The organism is Amycolatopsis sp. NPDC104819 (assembly GCF_055583145.1).
On record NZ_JBVJON010000004.1, the window covers coordinates 6,875 to 26,010 of the forward strand.

Annotated in this window: 20 protein-coding genes and 1 pseudogene; 18 read left to right on the forward strand and 3 right to left on the reverse strand. The window is 66.8% G+C overall.

Annotation, left to right across the window (positions count from 1 at the left end; genetic code table 11):
- Nucleotides 1-139: 139 nt before the first annotated feature.
- Nucleotides 140-568, reverse strand: a complete 429-nt coding sequence (locus ACZ63E_RS12785) for a hypothetical protein (protein WP_465336116.1) — start codon at nucleotides 566-568, stop codon at nucleotides 140-142.
- Between the two features lie 15 nt (nucleotides 569-583).
- Complete coding sequence (locus ACZ63E_RS12790) at nucleotides 584-1,567, reverse strand: DUF6745 domain-containing protein (protein WP_465336117.1); 984 nt, start codon at nucleotides 1,565-1,567, stop codon at nucleotides 584-586.
- 174 nt (nucleotides 1,568-1,741) lie between these two features.
- Between ACZ63E_RS12790 and ACZ63E_RS12795 the strand changes: the two are divergent.
- From ACZ63E_RS12795 to ACZ63E_RS12805, 3 genes and pseudogenes are all read left to right on the forward strand, one after another.
- Nucleotides 1,742-2,853, forward strand: a pseudogene (locus tag ACZ63E_RS12795) (glycosyl hydrolase family 28 protein).
- Between the two features lie 81 nt (nucleotides 2,854-2,934).
- The gene (locus tag ACZ63E_RS12800; RefSeq protein ID WP_465336118.1) at nucleotides 2,935-4,824 is read left to right on the forward strand and encodes an acyl-CoA dehydrogenase family protein; all 1,890 of its coding nucleotides are present in this window, start codon (nucleotides 2,935-2,937) and stop codon (nucleotides 4,822-4,824) included.
- Nucleotides 4,825-4,924: 100 nt separating this feature from the next.
- Complete coding sequence (locus ACZ63E_RS12805; protein ID WP_465336119.1) at nucleotides 4,925-5,383, forward strand: hypothetical protein; 459 nt, start codon at nucleotides 4,925-4,927, stop codon at nucleotides 5,381-5,383.
- 48 nt (nucleotides 5,384-5,431) lie between these two features.
- Here the strand turns inward: ACZ63E_RS12805 and ACZ63E_RS12810 are convergent, their stop codons facing one another.
- Complete coding sequence (locus ACZ63E_RS12810; RefSeq protein WP_465336120.1) at nucleotides 5,432-6,292, reverse strand: DUF2382 domain-containing protein; 861 nt, start codon at nucleotides 6,290-6,292, stop codon at nucleotides 5,432-5,434.
- 238 nt (nucleotides 6,293-6,530) lie between these two features.
- On the opposite strand from ACZ63E_RS12810, the gene ACZ63E_RS12815 reads away from it, so the two are divergent.
- The 15 genes from ACZ63E_RS12815 (at nucleotide 6,531) to ACZ63E_RS12885 (ending at nucleotide 19,133) form a co-directional block, all read left to right on the forward strand.
- Nucleotides 6,531-6,755, forward strand: coding sequence for a hypothetical protein (locus ACZ63E_RS12815; protein WP_465302680.1), 225 nt, complete (start codon nucleotides 6,531-6,533; stop codon nucleotides 6,753-6,755).
- A 79-nt stretch (nucleotides 6,756-6,834) separates the two neighbouring features.
- Nucleotides 6,835-7,308, forward strand: coding sequence for a carboxymuconolactone decarboxylase family protein (locus tag ACZ63E_RS12820; RefSeq protein WP_465336121.1), 474 nt, complete (start codon nucleotides 6,835-6,837; stop codon nucleotides 7,306-7,308).
- Between the two features lie 1,083 nt (nucleotides 7,309-8,391).
- Entirely contained in the window at nucleotides 8,392-9,822 is a 1,431-nt protein-coding gene (locus ACZ63E_RS12825; RefSeq protein ID WP_465336122.1) for an RNA-directed DNA polymerase, read from the forward strand.
- Nucleotides 9,823-9,854: 32 nt separating this feature from the next.
- The gene (locus tag ACZ63E_RS12830; protein ID WP_465336123.1) at nucleotides 9,855-10,304 is read left to right on the forward strand and encodes a hypothetical protein; all 450 of its coding nucleotides are present in this window, start codon (nucleotides 9,855-9,857) and stop codon (nucleotides 10,302-10,304) included.
- An 81-nt stretch (nucleotides 10,305-10,385) separates the two neighbouring features.
- On the forward strand, nucleotides 10,386-11,621 hold the full coding sequence (locus ACZ63E_RS12835) for a helix-turn-helix domain-containing protein (RefSeq protein ID WP_465336124.1): 1,236 nt from the start codon (nucleotides 10,386-10,388) through the stop codon (nucleotides 11,619-11,621).
- A 4-nt stretch (nucleotides 11,622-11,625) separates the two neighbouring features.
- Nucleotides 11,626-12,183 (forward strand): flavoprotein, encoded by a 558-nt coding sequence (locus ACZ63E_RS12840; RefSeq protein WP_465336125.1) that lies wholly within the window; start codon nucleotides 11,626-11,628, stop codon nucleotides 12,181-12,183.
- A 105-nt stretch (nucleotides 12,184-12,288) separates the two neighbouring features.
- Nucleotides 12,289-12,561: a hypothetical protein gene (locus tag ACZ63E_RS12845; protein ID WP_372663754.1), complete on the forward strand. Its 273-nt coding sequence runs from the start codon at nucleotides 12,289-12,291 to the stop codon at nucleotides 12,559-12,561.
- A 34-nt stretch (nucleotides 12,562-12,595) separates the two neighbouring features.
- The gene (locus ACZ63E_RS12850; RefSeq protein ID WP_465336126.1) at nucleotides 12,596-13,048 is read left to right on the forward strand and encodes a hypothetical protein; all 453 of its coding nucleotides are present in this window, start codon (nucleotides 12,596-12,598) and stop codon (nucleotides 13,046-13,048) included.
- Nucleotides 13,049-13,291: 243 nt separating this feature from the next.
- Complete coding sequence (locus tag ACZ63E_RS12855) at nucleotides 13,292-13,567, forward strand: hypothetical protein (protein WP_465336127.1); 276 nt, start codon at nucleotides 13,292-13,294, stop codon at nucleotides 13,565-13,567.
- Entirely contained in the window at nucleotides 13,548-13,799 is a 252-nt protein-coding gene (locus ACZ63E_RS12860) for an AMED_5909 family protein (protein ID WP_465336128.1), read from the forward strand. Before ACZ63E_RS12855 ends, ACZ63E_RS12860 begins: the two co-directional genes overlap by 20 nt.
- Nucleotides 13,800-14,132: 333 nt before the next feature.
- Nucleotides 14,133-15,686: an FtsK/SpoIIIE domain-containing protein gene (locus ACZ63E_RS12865; protein WP_465336129.1), complete on the forward strand. Its 1,554-nt coding sequence runs from the start codon at nucleotides 14,133-14,135 to the stop codon at nucleotides 15,684-15,686.
- Entirely contained in the window at nucleotides 15,683-16,069 is a 387-nt protein-coding gene (locus tag ACZ63E_RS12870; protein WP_465336130.1) for a hypothetical protein, read from the forward strand. Before ACZ63E_RS12865 ends, ACZ63E_RS12870 begins: the two co-directional genes overlap by 4 nt.
- Nucleotides 16,069-17,673 carry a replication initiator gene (locus ACZ63E_RS12875; protein WP_465336131.1) on the forward strand — a complete coding sequence of 535 codons (1,605 nt, stop codon included), beginning with the start codon at nucleotides 16,069-16,071 and terminating at the stop codon, nucleotides 17,671-17,673. The genes ACZ63E_RS12870 and ACZ63E_RS12875 overlap by 1 nt, the downstream gene beginning before the upstream one ends.
- A gap of 13 nt (nucleotides 17,674-17,686) precedes the next feature.
- Nucleotides 17,687-17,872: a helix-turn-helix domain-containing protein gene (locus tag ACZ63E_RS12880; RefSeq protein ID WP_247018703.1), complete on the forward strand. Its 186-nt coding sequence runs from the start codon at nucleotides 17,687-17,689 to the stop codon at nucleotides 17,870-17,872.
- A 25-nt stretch (nucleotides 17,873-17,897) separates the two neighbouring features.
- Nucleotides 17,898-19,133: a tyrosine-type recombinase/integrase gene (locus tag ACZ63E_RS12885; protein ID WP_465336132.1), complete on the forward strand. Its 1,236-nt coding sequence runs from the start codon at nucleotides 17,898-17,900 to the stop codon at nucleotides 19,131-19,133.
- Nucleotides 19,134-19,136 lie beyond the last annotated feature (3 nt).

The following is a 19,136-nucleotide window of genomic DNA, read 5'->3' on the forward strand; positions in this document are numbered from 1 at the left end:
CACCCCCCCTCCCCCCCCCCCCCCCCCGCCGCCCCCCCCCCCCCCCCCCCCCCACCACCCCCCCCCCCCCCCCCCCCCCCCTCCGCCCCCTCCCCCCCCCCCCCCCCCCCCCCCCCCCCCCCCCCCCCCCACGACCGGGTCAGTCCGCGACCAGCACCGGCTTCCGGAAACCGGCGCCCAGCTCCCGCTGCCGTCGCACGACCCAGGTGCCGGGCGCGATGCCCGTGCCGCCGTGCTCGGGGTGGATCAGATAGGCCGGCGCGGTGGTGTCGAAGACCGCCACGGCCAGCCGTTCGGGATCGCTCACCCACATGGCCAGCCGGCAGGTGCCGCGGTCCGCGACGAGCGTGTGCGGGTTGTTGCCCGCCTCGCCCCGGACGAGTTCGCGGCCTTCGGCGGGCAGGTCCCACCAGCCGCCGCGGTGGAGCGGGGCGTCCAGGAAGGCCAGGGGGAGGACGAGCAGGTCGCCCTGCGCCTGAAGGCCGTCGATCACCGGGACGGTGACCTGGCGGTCCAGGTGGTCGAGGACGTCGAGCCCGGTCCGGTCGAGCAGTTCTGCGAGTTCCATGGGTCACCTCGTGGGTCAGGTCCGGCGCCGCAAGCCGGCGTACTGGGCTCCGGTGAGCCCGTACGTCCAGCCGGCCGCGTCGAGGGGATGGTCGAATCCGGCGGGCACGCGCAGTCCGTAGCGGCGGCGGGTGCCGTCGCGTTCCACGGAGCCGTTGACGGCCAGCAGCAGCCGGCTCGGCGCGTGCCACTTCTGCGGTGGCAGGGTGTAGAGCCGCAGCTCACAGCCGGGGTTGCCCGGATCGGGCGCCCGGCTCAGCAGCCGCAGCCCGGCCTGGTCGATGTAGGCGGGCCAGCCCAGGTTTTCGGTGGCGCAGCGGCGCACCTCGACGTTGAGCTCGCGGTTGATCCGGTCGGCAGTGGGGTCCTCGACCACCCAGGACGGCACCCGTGTGCCGTGCCAGACGTGCACGGCCCAGCCGTCGGGATAAACCACCGCGGGACTGGACGCGCTGTGCAGCCGGTAAGCGCTTCCTGCGGGCTCGGTACGGACCGCCAGCGGCCGTTCGGCGACCACGCAGAAGCCGTCGCGCGGCCACCACCAGCCGCAGGACCGGACCAAAGTGGCCCACAGTTCGGCCTCCGGACTTAGCCGGCAGCCGGCCACCCAGTAGGCGTCCTGCTGGCCGTACCAATGCAGCCCGAAATGCTGCCGGATCGCGCCTCGGACCAAGGCGGCGAAGGACTCCTTGACGGTCGGCCACAGCACCGGGTCCGGCCGCCGGTCGTGCTGACGCAGCTGGGCGACACGGGTGGCCAGCCGCGATTCCAGCGGCAGCGGCCCGGTCGTGGAAAGCGCTTGCGGTGGCGGCAGGTGCGGCACGGCGGCGTTCGGCGAAGCCACCCACACGAACGCGGGCGGCGGCTCGCCCAGCAGCGCGTAGAGGCCGGTGATGGCGTCCTCGGCCGCGGCCCGATCGGCGGGCGCCGTGCAGAAGGCGTGCTTCAGCCACTCGGAATCATCGGGAGGTCGGCGGTCCGGCCGCCGGGAGGCGCTCAACGCGCGAGGGCGCGCACGCCCTTTCGGATCGACATGTTCCGATCATGACAGCACTTTCGCCGCTCGCGCAACCCTGGACCCGGAGCGGCTTCCGCCCTTAGAGTTCGTCGTGCCCGCGGTCCGTGCCGGGGGTTCCGCCGTCACACCGGGTCTTTCACGTGAAGGAACACGCCCATGGACGGCAGGTTCACCCGGCGGCAGCTGATCAAAGGCGGGCTCGCGGTGGCGGCGGTGCCGCTGCTGCCCGGCATCGCTTCGCCGCGCCCCGCCAGTACCGCGTCGACGTCCCCACGCTCCCGTGGCCGGCGGCGAACGACATCGTCGCGAACACGACGATCCCCGTGTTCCCGGACCGGACGTTCGCGATCACCGGCTACGGCGCGAAGAACGACGGCAAGACCGACAACACCGCGGCGATCAAGAAGGCGGTCGACGCCTGCAACGCGGCCGGCGGCGGCCACGTCACCGTGCCCAAGGGGACCTTCCTGACCGGCGCCGTCTAAGAACATCGCCCTCACCGGCAGCGGCACGCTCGACGCGGCGGCGACGTCGTCGTGGAACAAGGGCAGCGACCGCGCCTACCTGGAGACGTTGGTGGCCAAGGGAACCCCGCCGGAGAAGCGGGTGGTGCCCGGCTCCGGCCACACCATGCGGTCGACGTTCGTCGAGCCGTACGCGTGCGAGAACGTGCTGATCCAGGGCATCACGCTGAAGAACTCGATGTTCTGGCAGCTGCACCCGACACTCTGCCGCAACGTGACCGTCGACGGCGTCACCACCGACCCCAGTACCGCGCACTCCAACACCGACGGCTGCGACCCGGAGTCGTGCGACCACGTGGTCATCGCGAACTGCGGCCTCGGCGCGCACGACGACAACATCGCGATCAAGTCCGGCCGCGACGCCGACGGGCGCCGGGTGAACGTCCCGTGCCAGAACCTCGTGGTGGTGAACTGCGTGATGAACGGCAACTGGGGCGCGATCACCTGCGGCAGCGAGCAGACCGGCGGGATCCGCAACGTCTACGTGAAGTCGAACACGCTGCGTGGCGGGTTCTCGGAGAACATCAACCTCGACAACATTTCGGGCCGTTCACGATCAGCAACTGCACGAGCACGAAGATCGCCGGCAAGACCTTCGACGTCAGCGGGCTTTCCGACGCCCACGTGCACGGGTTCGCCGTTTCGGACTCGAAGTTCGCGGGTGTGTCCGACGCCTCGAACACGCTGAAGTGCGTGGACAACGCCCGGTTCACGAAGGTGACGGTGAACGGCAAGCCCGTCTGACGTGGCAGGATCGGCGCGGCTGCGGCAGGCTTACTACCAACGAGTAGGAAGCCTGCCGTCCGTCCTTTCCGGAGGTTAGCCGTGGACATCCCCGAAGTGCCGTCGAAGGTGGATCCGGACGAGCTGACCACCGTCCTCGACGGCCGCTGGGCCGAGCTGCGCCGCGGGGTGCGCGCGCAGATGAGCGGCGCCGAGTTCCGGGACCCGGTGAACCTCGGCGTCGAGGCGCACCGCGCCCAGGTGCTCGACCAGCTGCGCGCGCTCGCCGAGACCGACCGGCCCGGCCTGGGCTTCGATTCGGCCTACGGCGGCGGTGGTGACGTCGGCGGCTCGGTGACGTCGTTCGAGATGCTGGGCTACGGCGACCTGTCGCTGATGGTGAAGGCCGGTGTCCAATGGGGACTGTTCGGCGGCGCGGTCCAGCTGCTGGGCACGGCCCGCCACCACGAGCGGCACCTGCGCGAGATCATGGACCTGCGCCTGCTCGGCTGCTTCGCGATGACCGAACACGGCCACGGCTCCGACGTCCAGCACCTGCGTACCACGGCGACCTATGTGGACGGTGGGTTCGTCGTGCATACGCCGGATGCCATGGCGCGGAAGGAGTACATCGGCAACGCGGCCCGCGACGGCCGGATGGCGGTGGTGTTCGCCCAGCTCGTCACCGGTGGTGAGTCCCGCGGGGTGCACGCGTTCCTGGTGCCGATCCGCGACGAGGCCGGCGCGCCGGCGCCGGGAGTGTCCATCGAGGACTGCGGCCCGAAGGCGGGCCTCAACGGCGTCGACAACGGACGGCTGAGCTTCGACAACGTCCGAGTCCCGCGCGAGGCCCTGCTGAACCGTTTCGGCGACGTCGCCGAGGACGGCACGTACTCGAGCCCGATCGAGAGTGACAGCCGCCGCTTCTTCACCATGCTCGGCACGCTGATCCGCGGGCGCGTGAGTGTCGGCGGAAGCGCGGGAAGCGCGACAAAACGCGCGCTCGCCTTGGCCGTCCGCTACGGCGAGCAGCGGCGGCAGTTCATGACCCCGGACGGCGACGAGGTGGTCATCCTCGACTACCTCGGCCACCAGCGGAAGCTGCTGCCGGCGCTGGCGAAGACGTACGCGCTGCACTTCGCGCAGGAAGAGCTCGTGTCGAAGCTGCACGACATCGACTCCTCGGCGCCCGAGGAGGAGCAGCGCGAGCTGGAGTCGCGCGCGGCCGGCCTGAAGGCGCTCAACACGTGGCACGCGACGGCGACGATCCAGGCCGCGCGCGAGGCCTGCGGCGGCGCGGGGTACCTGGCGGAGAACCTGCTGCCCGGGCTGAAGGCCGACACCGACGTCTTCACGACGTTCGAAGGCGACAACACGGTGCTGCTGCAGCTGGTCGCGAAGGGCCTGCTGACCAGCTACAAGCACGACTTCGAGGACCTTTCACCGCTGGCCACGGCCCGGTTCTTCACCGACCAGGTGGTCAGCGCGATCCTGGAGCGGACGTCCGTGCGCAAGGCGCTCGACGCGCTCACCGAGGGGTCGGACTCGGACGTCTTCTTCAGCCGCGAATGGCAGCTGCGGCTGTTCGAGGACCGCGAGGAGCACGTCGTCGAGGGAGTGGCGAAGCGCCTGCGCAAGGCGGCGTCGGACCCGTTCGGCGTGTTCAACTCGGCGCAGGACCACGTGCTGCGCGCGGGCCGGGTGCACGTCGAGCGGCTGACCCTCTCGGCGTTCGCGTCGGCGATCTCCCGGTGTGAAGACGCGGACGCCCGTTCGCTGCTGGAGCGCGTCTGCGACCTCTACGCGCTGTCGGCGATCGAGGAGGATCTGGCCTGGTTCCTGGGCCACGGCCGGTTGTCGGCGGCACGGGGAAAGGCCGTCACCGCGGCGGTGAACGGCCTCTGCGCGGAGCTGCGCCCGCACGCGCGGGCCCTGGTCGACGCGTTCGCCATCCCGGACCAGTTCCTCGCGGCGCCGATGCTGACGTCCTGATCGTCCCTTTGGTGCGGTTTCCTTGTGAGGCAAGGGAAAGGGGAGCGGCACGCGTGCTCTACGCTGGCGCGTCCGCTCCCACTCCCCGAAGGAACCCGCCATGGGCGCACGCCGTGAAAGACGCTTGCTCGAGCTCGCCGCACCCCTGATGCAACCGGGCGAAACGCCCGAAGTGCTCACGATGGCCAAGGTGGGCTCGGTCCGCCAGGTCTTCGGCCAGGGCATCGCCCTCGGCGTCGCCACCGCCGTGCTCAGCGGCGGCATGATGTTCTCGATCACGACCCAGCGTGAGCTGTACCTGCTGCTGACCGACCGTCAGCTGCTGTTCTTCGAGGCCGACCCGTCGACCGGCGGCCCGCGCAAGGCCCTGTTCGGCGTGCCGCGCGAGCAGGTCGCGATCACCGAGCCGACGAGCGGCTTCCTGGTGAAGTTCGAGCTGTACGTCCAGGGCGCGGACCGCGCGCTGACGCTGTCGATGCCGCCGTTCCCGCCGTCGATGCGGAAGAAGGGCCTGCGGCTGCTGGCCGGGCTGGCGCGCCTGCGCACGGCCCCGGCCTGAACCCGGGGGCGGCCGGGGTCGGGGCCCGGCCGCCCGCACCGGGCGCTCCTACTTACGGTGCTTGCCGTTGTCGTCGGTGACCTCGAACTGCTCCTTGCGGACCTTGCCCGAGACGGTCTGCTCGTCGGTGACCGTCTCGGTCCGCAGGCGAACCCGCTCGACCGGCACGGTTTCCTTGCGCACCACCGGCTTCTCCGCGTGCAGGACGACGTCCTGTTCGGCCTCGCCGATGTCCCCGCCGGCCTGGCCGTCCTTGATCGGCTCACGCTCGATGCGCACCTCTTCGTGCCGGACCGGCACGGTGACCTGCTGCTCTTCGGTGACGACGTACTTGCGCAGCCGCACGTGCCCGGTCTCGACCTGCTCGGTGCCGACGTTGAGCCGCTCCTCGGAGCGCGTCATGACCCGGTCGTCGTCCTTTTCGGACTTGCCGCGGCCCATCGCCGGGTCGCCGGCCTTACCGCGGCCGGCCATGCCCTGGCCCGCGTCGGCCATTCCGGCCTTCTCCTGGCCCGCCCGGCCTTTCCCGGCGCCGCCCATCGCCGGGTCGCGGCCCTGCGAGCGGTCGTCCATCCGGCCGTCGGGCGAGGTGCGCGGCATCGGAAGGCCGTAGTGCTGGTAGAGCTGCGCGCTCTCCTCGGGGGAAAGGTGCCCGTCGGCGTCGATGCGCGGCGCGTCCGAGACGGCGTCCTTGTCGACCCGGACGTGCACGCCGTCCTTGTCGGTGTGCGCGCCGGAGAGCGGGACGAAGCTCTCCTTGGTCCCGAACAGGCCGGTCTTGACGGTGATCCACTCCGGCTGGCGGGTCGCGTCGGCGAGGTAGACGTTGCCGACCTTCCCGAGCTTGTTGCCGGCCGGGTCGACCACGGCACTGTCGATGAGCTCCTGGGGCTGCATGCTCTTGGCCATCGCTGTGCTGTTCCTTCCACGCGTTGGGTCTGTTGGGGGTTACGGTCGGCCGTGCTGTTGATCACGGCAACCGCCGTGGTGCACCCGTGGGTGACCCACAAAAGTGGTGGTTTGAAGCGGTCCCCGCTGGTCAGGCCCGAGGTGTCCCCGCAGGTCGGCGGGGGTGCGAGTGAGGTGACGGGCGGCGTGGGTGATGGCGCGAAGGTGTGGACCTCGGCCTCCCTGGGAAGCAGGGGGCATGGACGAGTGCGAAGTGATGTGGCGCGTCCCGGCGGACGCGGACGCGGTGATGCAGTTCGTCGGCTGGGACCACCCGCTGCCGGCGGTGGTGCTGAAGCTCGGCGAGGTGACGATGACGCTCGCCCCGCCCCGCAACCGCGCGGAGGACATCGAGTTCGCCAAGTTCATGGTGAAGCTGGCGGCCGCAGCCCGCGACGCGGCGAAGCAGGTCCTACCGCTGTGACCGGCGCCACTCCCGCCGCTGTCACAACTCGGGGCGCCACCGCGTCAAGGCTGTGGAACTCCAGAGGAAGGGAAGCACCATGGAAGCGCGTCTCAACATGTTCGAGAACGAGGTCACGACCAAGTTCTTCAAGCGCCTGATCGCGGCGTCCCGCCCGATCCAGGAGTCCGCCCTCCCGAAGGCGACGCAGGAGCTGGTGAAGATCCGGGCGAGCCAGATCAACGGCTGCGGAATGTGCCTGGACATGCACACCAAGGACGCGGCAGCGGCCGGCGAGACGGCGGTCCGCCTGGCGTTGGTGGCAGCGTGGCGCGAGGCAACGGTGTTCACCGAGGCCGAGCGCGCGGCCCTGGCGCTGACGGAGGAGGGAACCCGCCTGGCGGACGCGCACGAAGGCGTCAGCGACGAGACGTGGGAAGCGGTCCGCAAGCACTACGACGACGAGCAGGTCGGCGCGCTGGTGTGCCTGGTGGCGGAGATCAACACGTGGAACCGGCTGAACGTGATCCTGCGCAACCCGGCGGGCGAGTACCAGCCGGGGATGTTCGGCTGAGTCTCGGTACGGCAAGCTGAGCGCATGAGCGATGGGGGAGAAACGCAGGCAGGCGGTTCCCGGAGACGGGCCCTGGCCTGCGTGATCGCCGGTGCGGCGGCCATAGTGTTGTTCGTCTTCGTGGCGCTGGTGTCGCGTTGGTGGACGTCATGGTTGTGGGTGGCGGTGCTGGTGCCTTATACGGGGATGCAGTGGGCGCGGTATCGGCGGTTGAAGCCGCAGGGATAGCCGGGTGTTCGGACCTGACGGACCCCGGCCAGGCCCCACCCTGCATCCCGATCCGAAGCCAGAACACGGCCGGTGGCGCCACCGGCCGTGTTCTGACTTCGGGATGCAGGTAGGCGCGAGGCTAGGCGTACATGGCCAACCAGATCGCGATGATCTGCTCCGGGGTTCTGCTCGACCTCGGCGTTCCTGCCTCTCAGGTACGCTGAGCTGCGGTTTTGTCTGTCATCAGTTCTCGCGGGTGCTTGCCTCTTTCCGACCTCTGACGGCCTGGAGACGGCCTGGCGACCGACGCCACACCCTGCCCTGCATCCCGATACGAAGCCTGCACGCGGCCGGTGGTGCCGGGTCAAGACACGCTTCATCGTCTTGACGCGGTGCTACCGGCCGTTGTCACGATCAGGCTTCGGGATGGAGGTCTCTTACGACGGTGCGTAACGGAGATCGAGTCACGAACGACCCGTATGTCACAGCCGCTCGCAGAGGAGGCCAACGTTGGCTCTGGGGATCCGTGTGTCGCCGCGCGGCGCTGCGCCAGGTGACCCGCTGGCGGCCGCACCGCCCGGCCGGCGGGCGGCGCGGAGCGGCAGCCCGCCGTGTCGGAAGCGGATGCGGCCGCCAAGGCGAGGGGCTACCTAGGCGACAGGCGCGCCGCCACCGGCGGCGCGCCCTTGATCCCATAGAGCCAAGTTCGGCAACGAAATAAGTCGGTCGTTGTCCCAGTTGTGGCAAATATGAACATCTGTTCTGCTGTTTTAACTAGAGTAAGAGGTATTTGCGATGGATTACGCTGGCGACCATTCGCTAGCGCCCTTTTTGGATGTCGCGTGGCGCAATATCGGTAGAGCTAGTGTTGACATGGATCTCCCCGACATAATTGACCATGCTGATATAGCATCGCAGTGGTCATCCTTCAGGGAGTCCATTGTTCGCGACTTTGAAAATGGTAATCTTCTTCCATTGAGTGTCGAGATAGTTGACTTGCCCAAGGATCGAATTGCAGTGCGCCCGCTTGCTCGCCTGGATATCCGCCGCAGGCTGGCCTATGAGGCTTTTATTATTGCAATGGCAGACGAGATCGAGGATATTACCTCCAACTCTGTTTACAGCAGTAAATGGTGGAAAAAGAGTCAAAGAATGCTTAGTCCCACCAACTGGTGGATTAAAATGCAAAAACAAGCAAGAAAATTCCATCTCGATCACCCGGATTACTTCTTAGCTAGTGCGGATGTGTCGTCATTTTTTGAGCATATTGACATAGACATTTTGGCCGACGACATTGGACAACTGCAAGCAGCGCGGTGGGCGCAAGATTCATTGATAGACTTTCTGAGAGCATTCAATGGATTAAGTAGTGCGTGGGGCATACCTCAGGGGCCTGACATGTCGGGCTCCCTTGCAAACCTGTATCTGGCGCCGCTTGATAGCGAATTAAAAAGAAGCGGGTTTAGGCACTTCAGATACTCGGATGACATGTACATCTTTGGGCAAGACTGGGCTGCCCTCCGTGAGGTCCTGGTCGACGCTAACCGAACATTGCGGCACCGACATCTGAATCTGGCGGCATCCAAGACGGTTATAATCGAGAGTGAGAAGGTTATTGACCACCTGGAAGATAAGGATAAAGATGCAATTAACTATGGCGTGGCTGCTGGAATAGATGGCGTTGAGGGAAATGTTCAAGACCTTTTTGACCGTGCTATTGAAACCCAGTCGGCGCGCGATCTCAAGTTCAGTTTGACCAATCTGGGTAGGCTGGAAGACGATTATGCTGTCGAGTGGTTGCTTAACAACTTTAATTATGTTCCGCATATTGCCCGACAGGTGCTTATCTATCTGAGTGTTTTTCTTGAGGAATACCCGCAGATTGGTCCGTCTGTAGTGTCATGGTTAGTTGATGGCGGGCTTTCCATGTACCCTTATGCTCAGCATCATATTTATATTTTCCTTGTTCGAAACTCAATTTCAAGCAGGGAGGCAGTCGATGCCGCGTGGGCCGTACTGTTGGATAGAAACGCGGAAACTTTCCTGCGGGAGATTTCAGCGCGCTACCTCGGACTTCATAGTCGACCAGGAGAAAGCGCTCGATTGAAGCAAGAATATCAGGTCGAGTCAAATAGTCGAACGAGGCGAGCCCTGCTGGTTGCTTGCTATGAGTCAAACCAAGCGAGTGAAGAGTGGTTAAAGTCTGTTGCGATCGCAGACCCTCCGCTATCTTTGACTGCCGACTATCTGCGCTCGCAGCCCGTTGAGATTCCATATCCGGAAGTGGAAAACCCTGAATGGTAGACGCAAAGGTACTCGAATTATACATTTCTTTGATGAAGAAAATGTACGAAGACTCCAGTTATTCCGCCCAAGCCTACTTTGAGGCGGCTAAGTCGGCTGACTGGATAGGGCGAACTGTTGTATTTATTCCTGCGTTGCTCGGCGCGGTCGCAGGTGCATTAGTGGCCCTTGACGCATCCAAACAATGGGGCGCGGTGAGTGCGGTTGCTAGCGCGATCGCAGCTACTGCAGCCTTCTTGGGGTCTAGTAAAAATATGATAAGCTTCAAAAGCTCGGCACAAGAGTTCACTAAATTTCGCCATCTTGTTGGTATGGAGATTTCGTTGGCCTCCCTAAAGGAGCTCGAAAGTGATCTTGATGACCTGGTTCGATCACTGCGCGAGAAATATGACGCGATAGTTAGTAAGAGTGACCCTGTGCCAAGTAGAGCTTTCAGTAAGGCGCAGAGGAGGATTGGTGAGGGAGTGCTCGAATATGATTGAGCTGCGATACGGTTGAAACTGATTTACTATCCGAGATGTTCGCCGGCGGGCTGCCCGGCTCCTCTTTGCTAGCCTGTAGACATGCGTGGTGCGGGTGACCAGCTCAGCATCGGTGAGCGGATCGCGTTCTACCGGCGGCGGCGTGGGCTGTCTCAGGCGGTGCTTGCTGACCTGGTGGGCCGTACCGAGGACTGGTTGAGCAAGATCGAGCGTGGTGAGCGGGATATCCGCAGGTTGGACGTGCTGGCCGACCTCGCGCGAGGGCTGCGGGTGACGCTGGGTGACTTGCTCGGCGAGCCCGTGCTGATGGAGGAGCAGGACAAGCACGACGACGTCCCAGCGATCCGGGACGCGCTGATGGCTCCTCGCCGGCTGTCGCGGACGCTGTTCTCCTCGGCCATGTCGCCCGAGTACATCGATCCGCAACCAGTTCGACAACTAGTGGAAGGTGCCTGGTCGAGCTACCAGAAGGGCGACCTGGGCCGCGTCGTCACTGCGCTGCCCGACTTGATCAAGACCACGCAGGCGATGGAAGCCGCCTCAGCGGACGACGCTGGGTACAAGCGGTCCTGCGCCGCCATCTCGGCGCGAGTGCACCACCTGGCCGCGACTACGTTGAGCAAGATCGGTGAGGCTGACCTCGCGTGGATCGCGGCGGAACGGGCTATGCAGGCGGCGGACGACTCCGATGATCCGCTAGTTCTGGCCTCGGCCGCCCGCTCCGGCACGCACGCACTCCTGGCCGTGGGCCGGTTCGACGACGCGCTTGAGCTGGGTGACGTCGCGGCGAAGTGGCTGCTGCCGAGGATGGCCGAGGGGGATCCGGCTGCGCTGAGCCTGTACGGGATGCTCTACCTCCGTACCGCTGTCGCGGCGGCGCGACATCAGGACCGGACCACCGCGAACGACCTCCTTCGGCACGCGAAAACCGCCGCTGAACAGCTGGGTGTGGACGCCAACTACTGGCAGACTGGGTTCGGGCCGGCCAATGTGGAGCTCCATCGGCTGTCGGCCGCCCTGGACCTCGGCGACGTCAGCCAGGTGATCGAGACCGCGCCGCGCGTCAACGTCGACCACTTGCCCGTGGAACGCCAGGTCACGCACCTGATCGACTTCGCCCGGGCACTGAGTCTGCTCGCCAAGGACGACGACGCCCTTCAAGTCCTCTTGGAGGCGGAGCAGAAGTCGCCGACCATCGTCCGACACAACACGATGGTCCGGGAGGTCGTGCGGTCGATGTACCGGCGCGCCCCGGCCACAGCTGGCAAGTCCTCGGCGCTGCTCGCGCTGGCTGAGCGCTGCGGCGCGGTGAGGTAGCTATATGTCGCGAGTTCTCGGGCTGGTCGCCTCCGGGGCCGGCGGAGTCGAAGACCTGCTTCCGCGCCTGATCACGCCTGCCCAAGACGCAGGCTGGACAGTCGCGGTCACCCTGACACCCACCGCCAGCCGCTGGCTGACCGAGACCAGGCAGCTCGACGAGATCGAGCAGACCACTGGCTACCCGGTTCGGGTCGAGCCCCGGCCGCCATCGCAGAAGAGCCCACACCCGGCCCCGAGCTGTTACCTGGTGGCGCCGGCCTCGGCGAACTTCGTCGCGAAAATGTCTCTCGGCATCGCTGACAACCAGGCGTTGACGCAGGTCAATGAGGCGATCGGGACGCTGAACCTGCCGGTGATCGTGTTCCCGCGCGTCAACGCGGCACACGCGCGTCAGCCGTTCTGGACCATGCACATCGAGAATCTGCGGCGCGTCGGCGTGGACCTGCTTTACGGTGACGACGTCTGGCCGCTGCATGAACCGCGGGCCGCTCCTGGCCGGGATCTGCCCTGGTCAGCCATGCTGGACGCGATCGAGAAGGCCGTTCCGGCTGACCGCTAGAACCGACCCGGACAGTTTGTCCGGGTGATCTTCCTTACCCGGGTGTCTCCTGGTCTCAGCGCGCCCAATCGGACGCGCTCAAGCCGAGACATCGGGAGAGCACACATGGGCATTCACGTGGTGATTCAGCCCCTCGTCGGATACGGCGCTGCCGTCGTCTCACCTTCCCCGGGAGTCCGCCAACTGGTGGCCGGGGGCGATGAAACCGCGATCATGATCCAGGTACCGGCTCGGATCGGCGGCCTGATGGACACCGCGCGGTTTGCGCGGAGCCTCGCCGTGGCCGCGAACGAGTTCGGCGAGTGGTGCGAGACGCAGAACCGCACGCGCACCTACTCCTCTCCTGTCGGCGACCAGTGGTCGGAAGAGCGCGACTGAGCGCAAGAAACCCATACGAGCAAAGGGATTCAGCATGGCTATCGACAAGGGACACCGGTTCGGCATCGACTTCGACGACGCGTTCACGCAGGGTCTGGTGATGGTGGGCGATGTCTCGCCGGACAACGAGTACCAGTCGCGGGAGGACCGGGCTGCCAATCGGCCGGTGCGGCAGCGGGTCGACGAGATCACGGGCAAGCGGCAGTGGAAGGTCATGGTCACCGACCCGGCCGAGACACGCGCGAAGCGGGCCTCCTTCAAGATCACCCTTCTCGCCGACGTCCAGACCGTGCCGACCACCTCGGAGGCACTGCCCGGGATGCGACCGATCGAGCTGGACGGCCTGACCGCCGAGCCGCGTGTGGCTGGGCAGGGTGAGTTCAAGTACCAGTCCTACGTGTTCCGCGCGACCGGGTTCAAGCAGGCCGCCGCGAACGCGAAGCCGTCCTGGTCTGGTGGGTCCGGTGAGACGCCGAAGGCCGCGTGACAGGGATGGGCTTCCGCGAGCGGGTCGAGGCGTGGGAGCAGGCGTATCGCGACTACATGGCCGCGTGGGAGCACGGGCGTGCGGTGCTGTCGCCGGTGAGTGCGACGAACACGGCGAATGCTGCTCGGCGGGTGTCGCGGGCGTGGCACGAGCTGGCGCAAGTGCGCGGGTTGCCGTGGTGGTGCGTGGCCGCATTGGAGTCGGCGGCCGAGGGATTCGCCGAGCTGGCAAGGGATTGGGCAAGTGAAGCAGGACACGGCCGTGATGGACGGGCTGGGAGTGCGCTGGGCCGTGGGCCCGGGTATCGAGGTGACGGTGGAGGAGACCGGCCCGGAGCAGTCTTCTCCGCCGGTCCTGGTGCTGGCCGGGATGCCCTTCGTACTGACGCTGGCCCCGCCGCAGGACCAGGAGACGTGGCCGGCCTGCGTGGCATTCCTGCGCCAGCTCCGCGACCACGCCGACGAACTGGCGGCGCTACTGGAAGCCCGCGCGGGGAGGCGTGACCGTGCGCAAGGGTGACCCGAAGACGCTGCGCGACGCCCACGAGGTCGTGATGGACCGCCGACCGCCCAACGACGCGAACCCTTCGGTGTGGCTGGCGTTCCGCCTCAACAACGCACGGCTGTACAAGGCCGTCGCGGACGTCGACCGGGGTCACCACCACGAGGCGCTGTACTGGGCCGGATACGAGGAGCGGAAGGCAGGTGAGATCTCGGCGAACCTTCAGGTGGAGGGGAAGCCTGCTGATTAGTCGCATGTAGACGACTGGAAAGTCAATAGTAGTAGCGAAACGCACGCTATGACGTGCGGCGATAGAGCACGTCCTGATGTGGGTGCGTGTGATCCGTTAAGGCGCAGAAGCGGAACCTGGCTACCAACCTTGCCGCTCCTGCGCTGTCCACAACCAGCGGAAGTGAACAATGACAACGCTAAACGATGACAACGCGCGAGCGTCAACGGGGGTCACCCGAACGCGCTGCGCCTCCTGCAAACGATTCGCCAAGCTCCTGCCCGGCGAGACCAAGTGCGCTCCCTGCCTGGGAATGCTGCCGCTGGATCTTCGTGTGAAGCGGGGTGGTCGGTGATGTCTCCCGGCTTCGCGGTGGTGGCCTTGGCCGGTCTGGGGCTCGGCGTGTGGGTGTTGCACAAGATCGGTCGCGCCCTGGCGACCGTGGTCGAAGGCTTGGCTGCGGCGGCCGTGGTGTTCGTCGCGCTCTGGTGGCTGTGCAAGGCCGTGGTCTGGATGCTTGCGCAGGTCGTAACCCGGTGGCGGACCAGCCTCGCCGTGATCGCGGTGTTCGTGTGGTGTGAGCTGGTCGGCTGGCTCTCCCTTGCGCTGACGCTGGCCGGTGTCGCGGCGGTTCTGGTGACGTGGAAGGCGATCGACACTGTCTCGTTCGATCAGTGGTGCTGGCGGTTCCTGCGCTCGTGGTGGGCCCGGTGGGCGGTCTACGGCCGGAAGCTGCCGGAGTGGCTGCACGCCTGCGGCTTGTCGGTGCGAGATGAGGCGCTGCCGGTAGTGGTGAACGTGAACCTGGTCGGTCGACGACGCGCGCTGTCTCGGTCGACGTCGAACCGGCCGAATGCGCGGCTGCCGAAGGTGCTCGGGGTTCGCTCTGGCGCGTCGTGGGATGAGGTGCGGGTGGAGCTGGTGGCCGGGCAGAAGCCGGAGGACTTCGACGACGCGGCCCGTGCCTTGGCCGTTGCGCGGAAGGTCGCTCGTTGTCAGGTCCGCGAGCTGGCCCCCAACGTCGTGTCCATCGACTTCCAGCGGCGCGACTTGCTGAGCGGCGGGGTGGCCGGCCCCCAGGTCTCGGACGGCACCGAGTCGACCGGCGTAGACCTGCGCAACGTCTGGGCGGGCCGGACTGAGTACGGGCGTGACTGGCGGGTTCCGCTGCGGGGCTCGGGTGCCCACTGCCTGACCGCCGGTGCTTCGGGCGCGGGCAAGAACAGCGTCATGTGGTGCCCGCTGGTGGCGGCCGCGTCAGCGATTCGTGCCGGGGTGGTGCGCATGTCCGGCATCGACCCCAAGGGCATGGAACTGGCCTACGGGCGCGGGATCTTCTCCCGCTACGCGGTGGGCGGCAAGGACGCGGTCGAGCTGCTGGACGGCCTGGTGGAGGAGATGGAATCCCGCAAGCGCGCGTTCGCCGGTCGGCTGCGCACGATCCCGGTGTCGACGGAGTATCCGTTGGAGCTGCTGGAGTTCGACGAGATCGGCGCGCTCACGAAGTACACCGACCGCAAGACCCGTGAGGCCATTGTGGAGCGTGTCGCTCTGCTGACGACGCAAGGGCGGGCGCTGGGGATCTCGGTCCGTGGTTACGTGCAGGAGCCGACCAAGGACACCGTCCCGGTTCGTGAGCTGTTCACTCGCCGGGTGTGTCTGCGGGTCACCTCGAAGACGCACGTGGGGATGGTCCTGGGCGACGGGGCGTATGAGCGCGGGGCGTGGGCGAACCGCATCGGTGATTCGGAGGCCGGTGTCGGTTACGTCTGGGGCGAAGGCATCCGCGAACCCCTGCGCATCCGGGCGGGCTGGGTCTCTGACTCCACGGTCAAGACGCTGGAGGCGTATGTGACCAACGGGGGTGTCGCGGATCTGCGGCACGGCGGTGAGGGGGTGGCCGCGTGAACCGGCTGATGATCTTCCTCGACGCGATCCGCGACCACCTGGACTCGCATCAGTTGCCGCCGGCCGCGTCGGTCGACGTCAACGCTTGGTCCAGTCCGATCACGGTTCAGCTCGACGTGGACGGCCTGCCCGAGGTGTCGCGGGCGTTGCTGATGTGGACGCAGACGCTCGAGGACATGTCGGCTCGGCTGTGGCGGCTGGTCGACGGGCGGTGGGTGCACCTGTCAATCAGTGGCCGGACGCCGTGCGGCATTCCGGTCGTGGTGTTCGGAGTGGTCCGGTTCGAGCCGAGCGTGTTCCCGGACCTCCCGGTGGGAGCCAAGCAAGAGATGCCGGTGTTCCTGCTGCGTGGTTGGTCGTCGTCTGGGGAGGTGGCGGCCTGATGAGTGAGACGCGCGCGGAGCGGATGCGGGCCCCTCTGGCTGCGGACGTGATTCGGGCGACGGCGGAGAAGCACGGCGTCTGCGTCCGCCCGTTCACGATGGAAGCGGGCGACACGGAGACGGGCGAACTGCGCTACGTCCCAGTGCCGTGCGGGTCCACCGTGGAGTCGGTGTGCCTGCCCTGTGCGCGGAAGGCGAAGGCACTGCGGCAGGCCCAGTGCCGCGAAGGCTGGCACATGGCCGAAGAACCCGTCCTCGCCGCTGAGCCGCCCTCGGAGGATCACAAGGAGCTCCTGACCTACCGGGCGGACTTGGTGGCGGCTTATCGGGAGGTAGTCGAGCACGACCAGGCTGAAGCCGAGGAGCTGCGAGAGGAAGTCGCCGGGGTCGATGCAGAACTTCGGCAACTCGGGATGCGGGGCCGGCTGCCCGCCCTCGACGTCCCGACCAAGCGTGCTGTGAAGCGGTCGACCCGTCGTCGGCAGGACGCGCCGAACCTGCCCCGGCGGAAGGTCGCGAAGACCACCGTGGGCCGGGAGTACGCAGGAAAGTTCCGACCGTCCATGTTCGTGACCCTGACCTGCGACACCTACGGCCCCGTCCGTGATGGCGCGCCGAGCGACCCGGCGCAGTACGACTACCGGCGGGCCGCCCGGGACGCAGTGCACTTCTCCGCACTGGTGGATCGGTGGTGGCAGAACCTGCGCCGGGTTGTGGGCTGGGATGCGCAGTACTTCGCGACGGTCGAGCCGCAGAAGCGGACGGCTCCGCACCTGCACGCGGCGATCCGCGGTGCGATCCCGCACGACGTCATCCGGCAGGTCACCGAAGCGACGTATCACCAGGTCTGGTGGCCCAACCACGACCAGCTCGTCTACACGGATCGGCTGCCGGTCTGGGACGGCGACACCCGGACGTTCCTCGACCCGGACACCCGGGAACCGCTGACCACCTGGGACGACGCCGTGGGCCAGGTGGAGGACCCGGCCCACGTCGTCACCTTCGGGCGGCAAGTGCACTCGAAGGGCATCCTCGGCGGGACCGAAGAGGCCGGCCGCCACATCGGCTACCTCACGAAGTACCTGACCAAGTCCACCGGCGAGGTCGTGGAAGCGGACACGTCGCGGCTGCGGGATCATCACGACCGGCTGCACGCCGAACTGTCGGTGACGCCGTGCTCGCCGCGCTGCGCGGTCTGGCTGTTGTACGGGGTCCAGCCCAAGGGCGCGGGCAGCAAGACCACGCCGGGGCACTGCAAGGGACGGGCTCACCGCCGGACCACGCTCGGGCTGCCGGGACGTCGGGTGCTGGTCTCCCGGAAGTGGTCGGGCAAGACCCTCGACGACCACAAAACCGACTGGAAGGCGTTCGTTCAGCAGGCATTGGCCGCGATCGGGATCGAGAAGCCACAACCGGACCCGGCCCGGCTGGTGTGGCGGAGGGTCGAGCCCGGAGACCCGCAAGTCCCGCCCCGGCCGCACCTGGTCATGCGGGCGATCGCGGAACGGATCACGTGGAGAGCCGAGTACGACCGGGCACTACTCGCGGCCGCTGGGCCACCGGGGAGTGATCCAGAAACTTCGGCAACTCAGCTCGCAGCGTGACAAAGGGGGAGCAATGAACAACGTCCACAGCATCGAACGCCTCTGGTCCGTCGAGGACGTCTCGGACTACCTCGGCGTCCCGGTCAAGACGCTCTACCAGTGGAAATGGCGCGGTGAGGGACCGCCGGTGAAGAAAATCGGCCGGCACCTGCGCTACAACCCGGCCGCCGTGCGGGCCTGGGCCACCGAAGCCGCCTAATCAGTTTCGAGAACGGAGAGTCCACATGGGACATATTCAGGACCGGTGGTACCGCCAGGCGCGGCACCCGGAAACCGGACGGCTGCTCTTCAACGACAAGGACAAGCCGGTTATGGAGAGGTCCGAGTTGTACGGCGTCGGGCTGCGGTACAAGGTCCGGTACCTCGACCCGGACAACAATGAACGTTCGAAGTCGTTCGCGGACAAGCAGAAGAAGCGCGCCGAGAACTTCCTCATCGAGGTCGAGTCGGACAAGCGGGAGGGCAAGTACGTCGACCCACAGGCCGGCCGTGTGCTCTTCTCCGTCGTCGCGGATCGGTGGGTTGCTGCGCAGACCTTCGACCACACGACGCGGGAGCGGGTGATCAGCCGTCTCGCCAATCACCTCAAGCCGTTCTTCAAGGCGAAGACCATCGGGGCGGTCAAGCCCAGTGACGTCCAAGCCTGGCTCCGCTGGCTCCAGGATCGCGGTGTGAGCACGCGCTCGCGGGTCCTGTACTTCACTCACCTCGTGTCCATCCTCAGCTTCGCGAAGGAGGACAAGCTCATCGTGAGCAACCCGGCCCAGGCGTCGAGCGTGACTCGGCCTCGGGCGGATATGCGGCAGGTGCAGCCCTGGCGGCCGGAGCGGGCGCAAGCCGTCTTGAACGCGCTGCCCGTCCGGTTCAAGCCGGTCGTCCGGATTCCCGCTGGCATCGGGCTGCGGCAGGGTGAGGTGTTCGGGTTCTCTCTCGACGACGTCGACCGGGAGCGGAACATCGCCCAGATTGAGCGGCAGGTCCGGATCGTCGACAACGTCCTGTGCTTCGCTCCGCCGAAACGGGGCAAGACGCGAGAAGTCCCGATCGGTGGCGAGCTGCTGTCCGCGCTGGACCAGTACGCCGAGCAGTTTCCGGCGACCGAGATCACGCTCCCGTGGGTGCACCCCGAGGGCAAGCCGGTCACCGTGAAGCTGCTGGTGGTCGACTACGACGGGTTGCCGTTCCGGCGCGGCGGTTTTCGATTGAGCGTTTGGCTACCTGCGCTCAAGAAGGCCGGGATCGAGAAGCCGACCCGGGCGGACGGGATGCACGCACTCCGTCACCTCTACGCCTCGGTGCTGCTCGACGCGGGCGAGTCCATCAAGGCGCTGTCCAGCTACCTCGGCCACTCGGACCCGGGCTTCACGCTGCGGGTCTACACGCACCTGCTCCCGACCAGCCACGAGCGGACCCGCAACGCCGTCGACGCCCTGTTCAGAGACGGCCTGGCGGCGGCCTGAGGA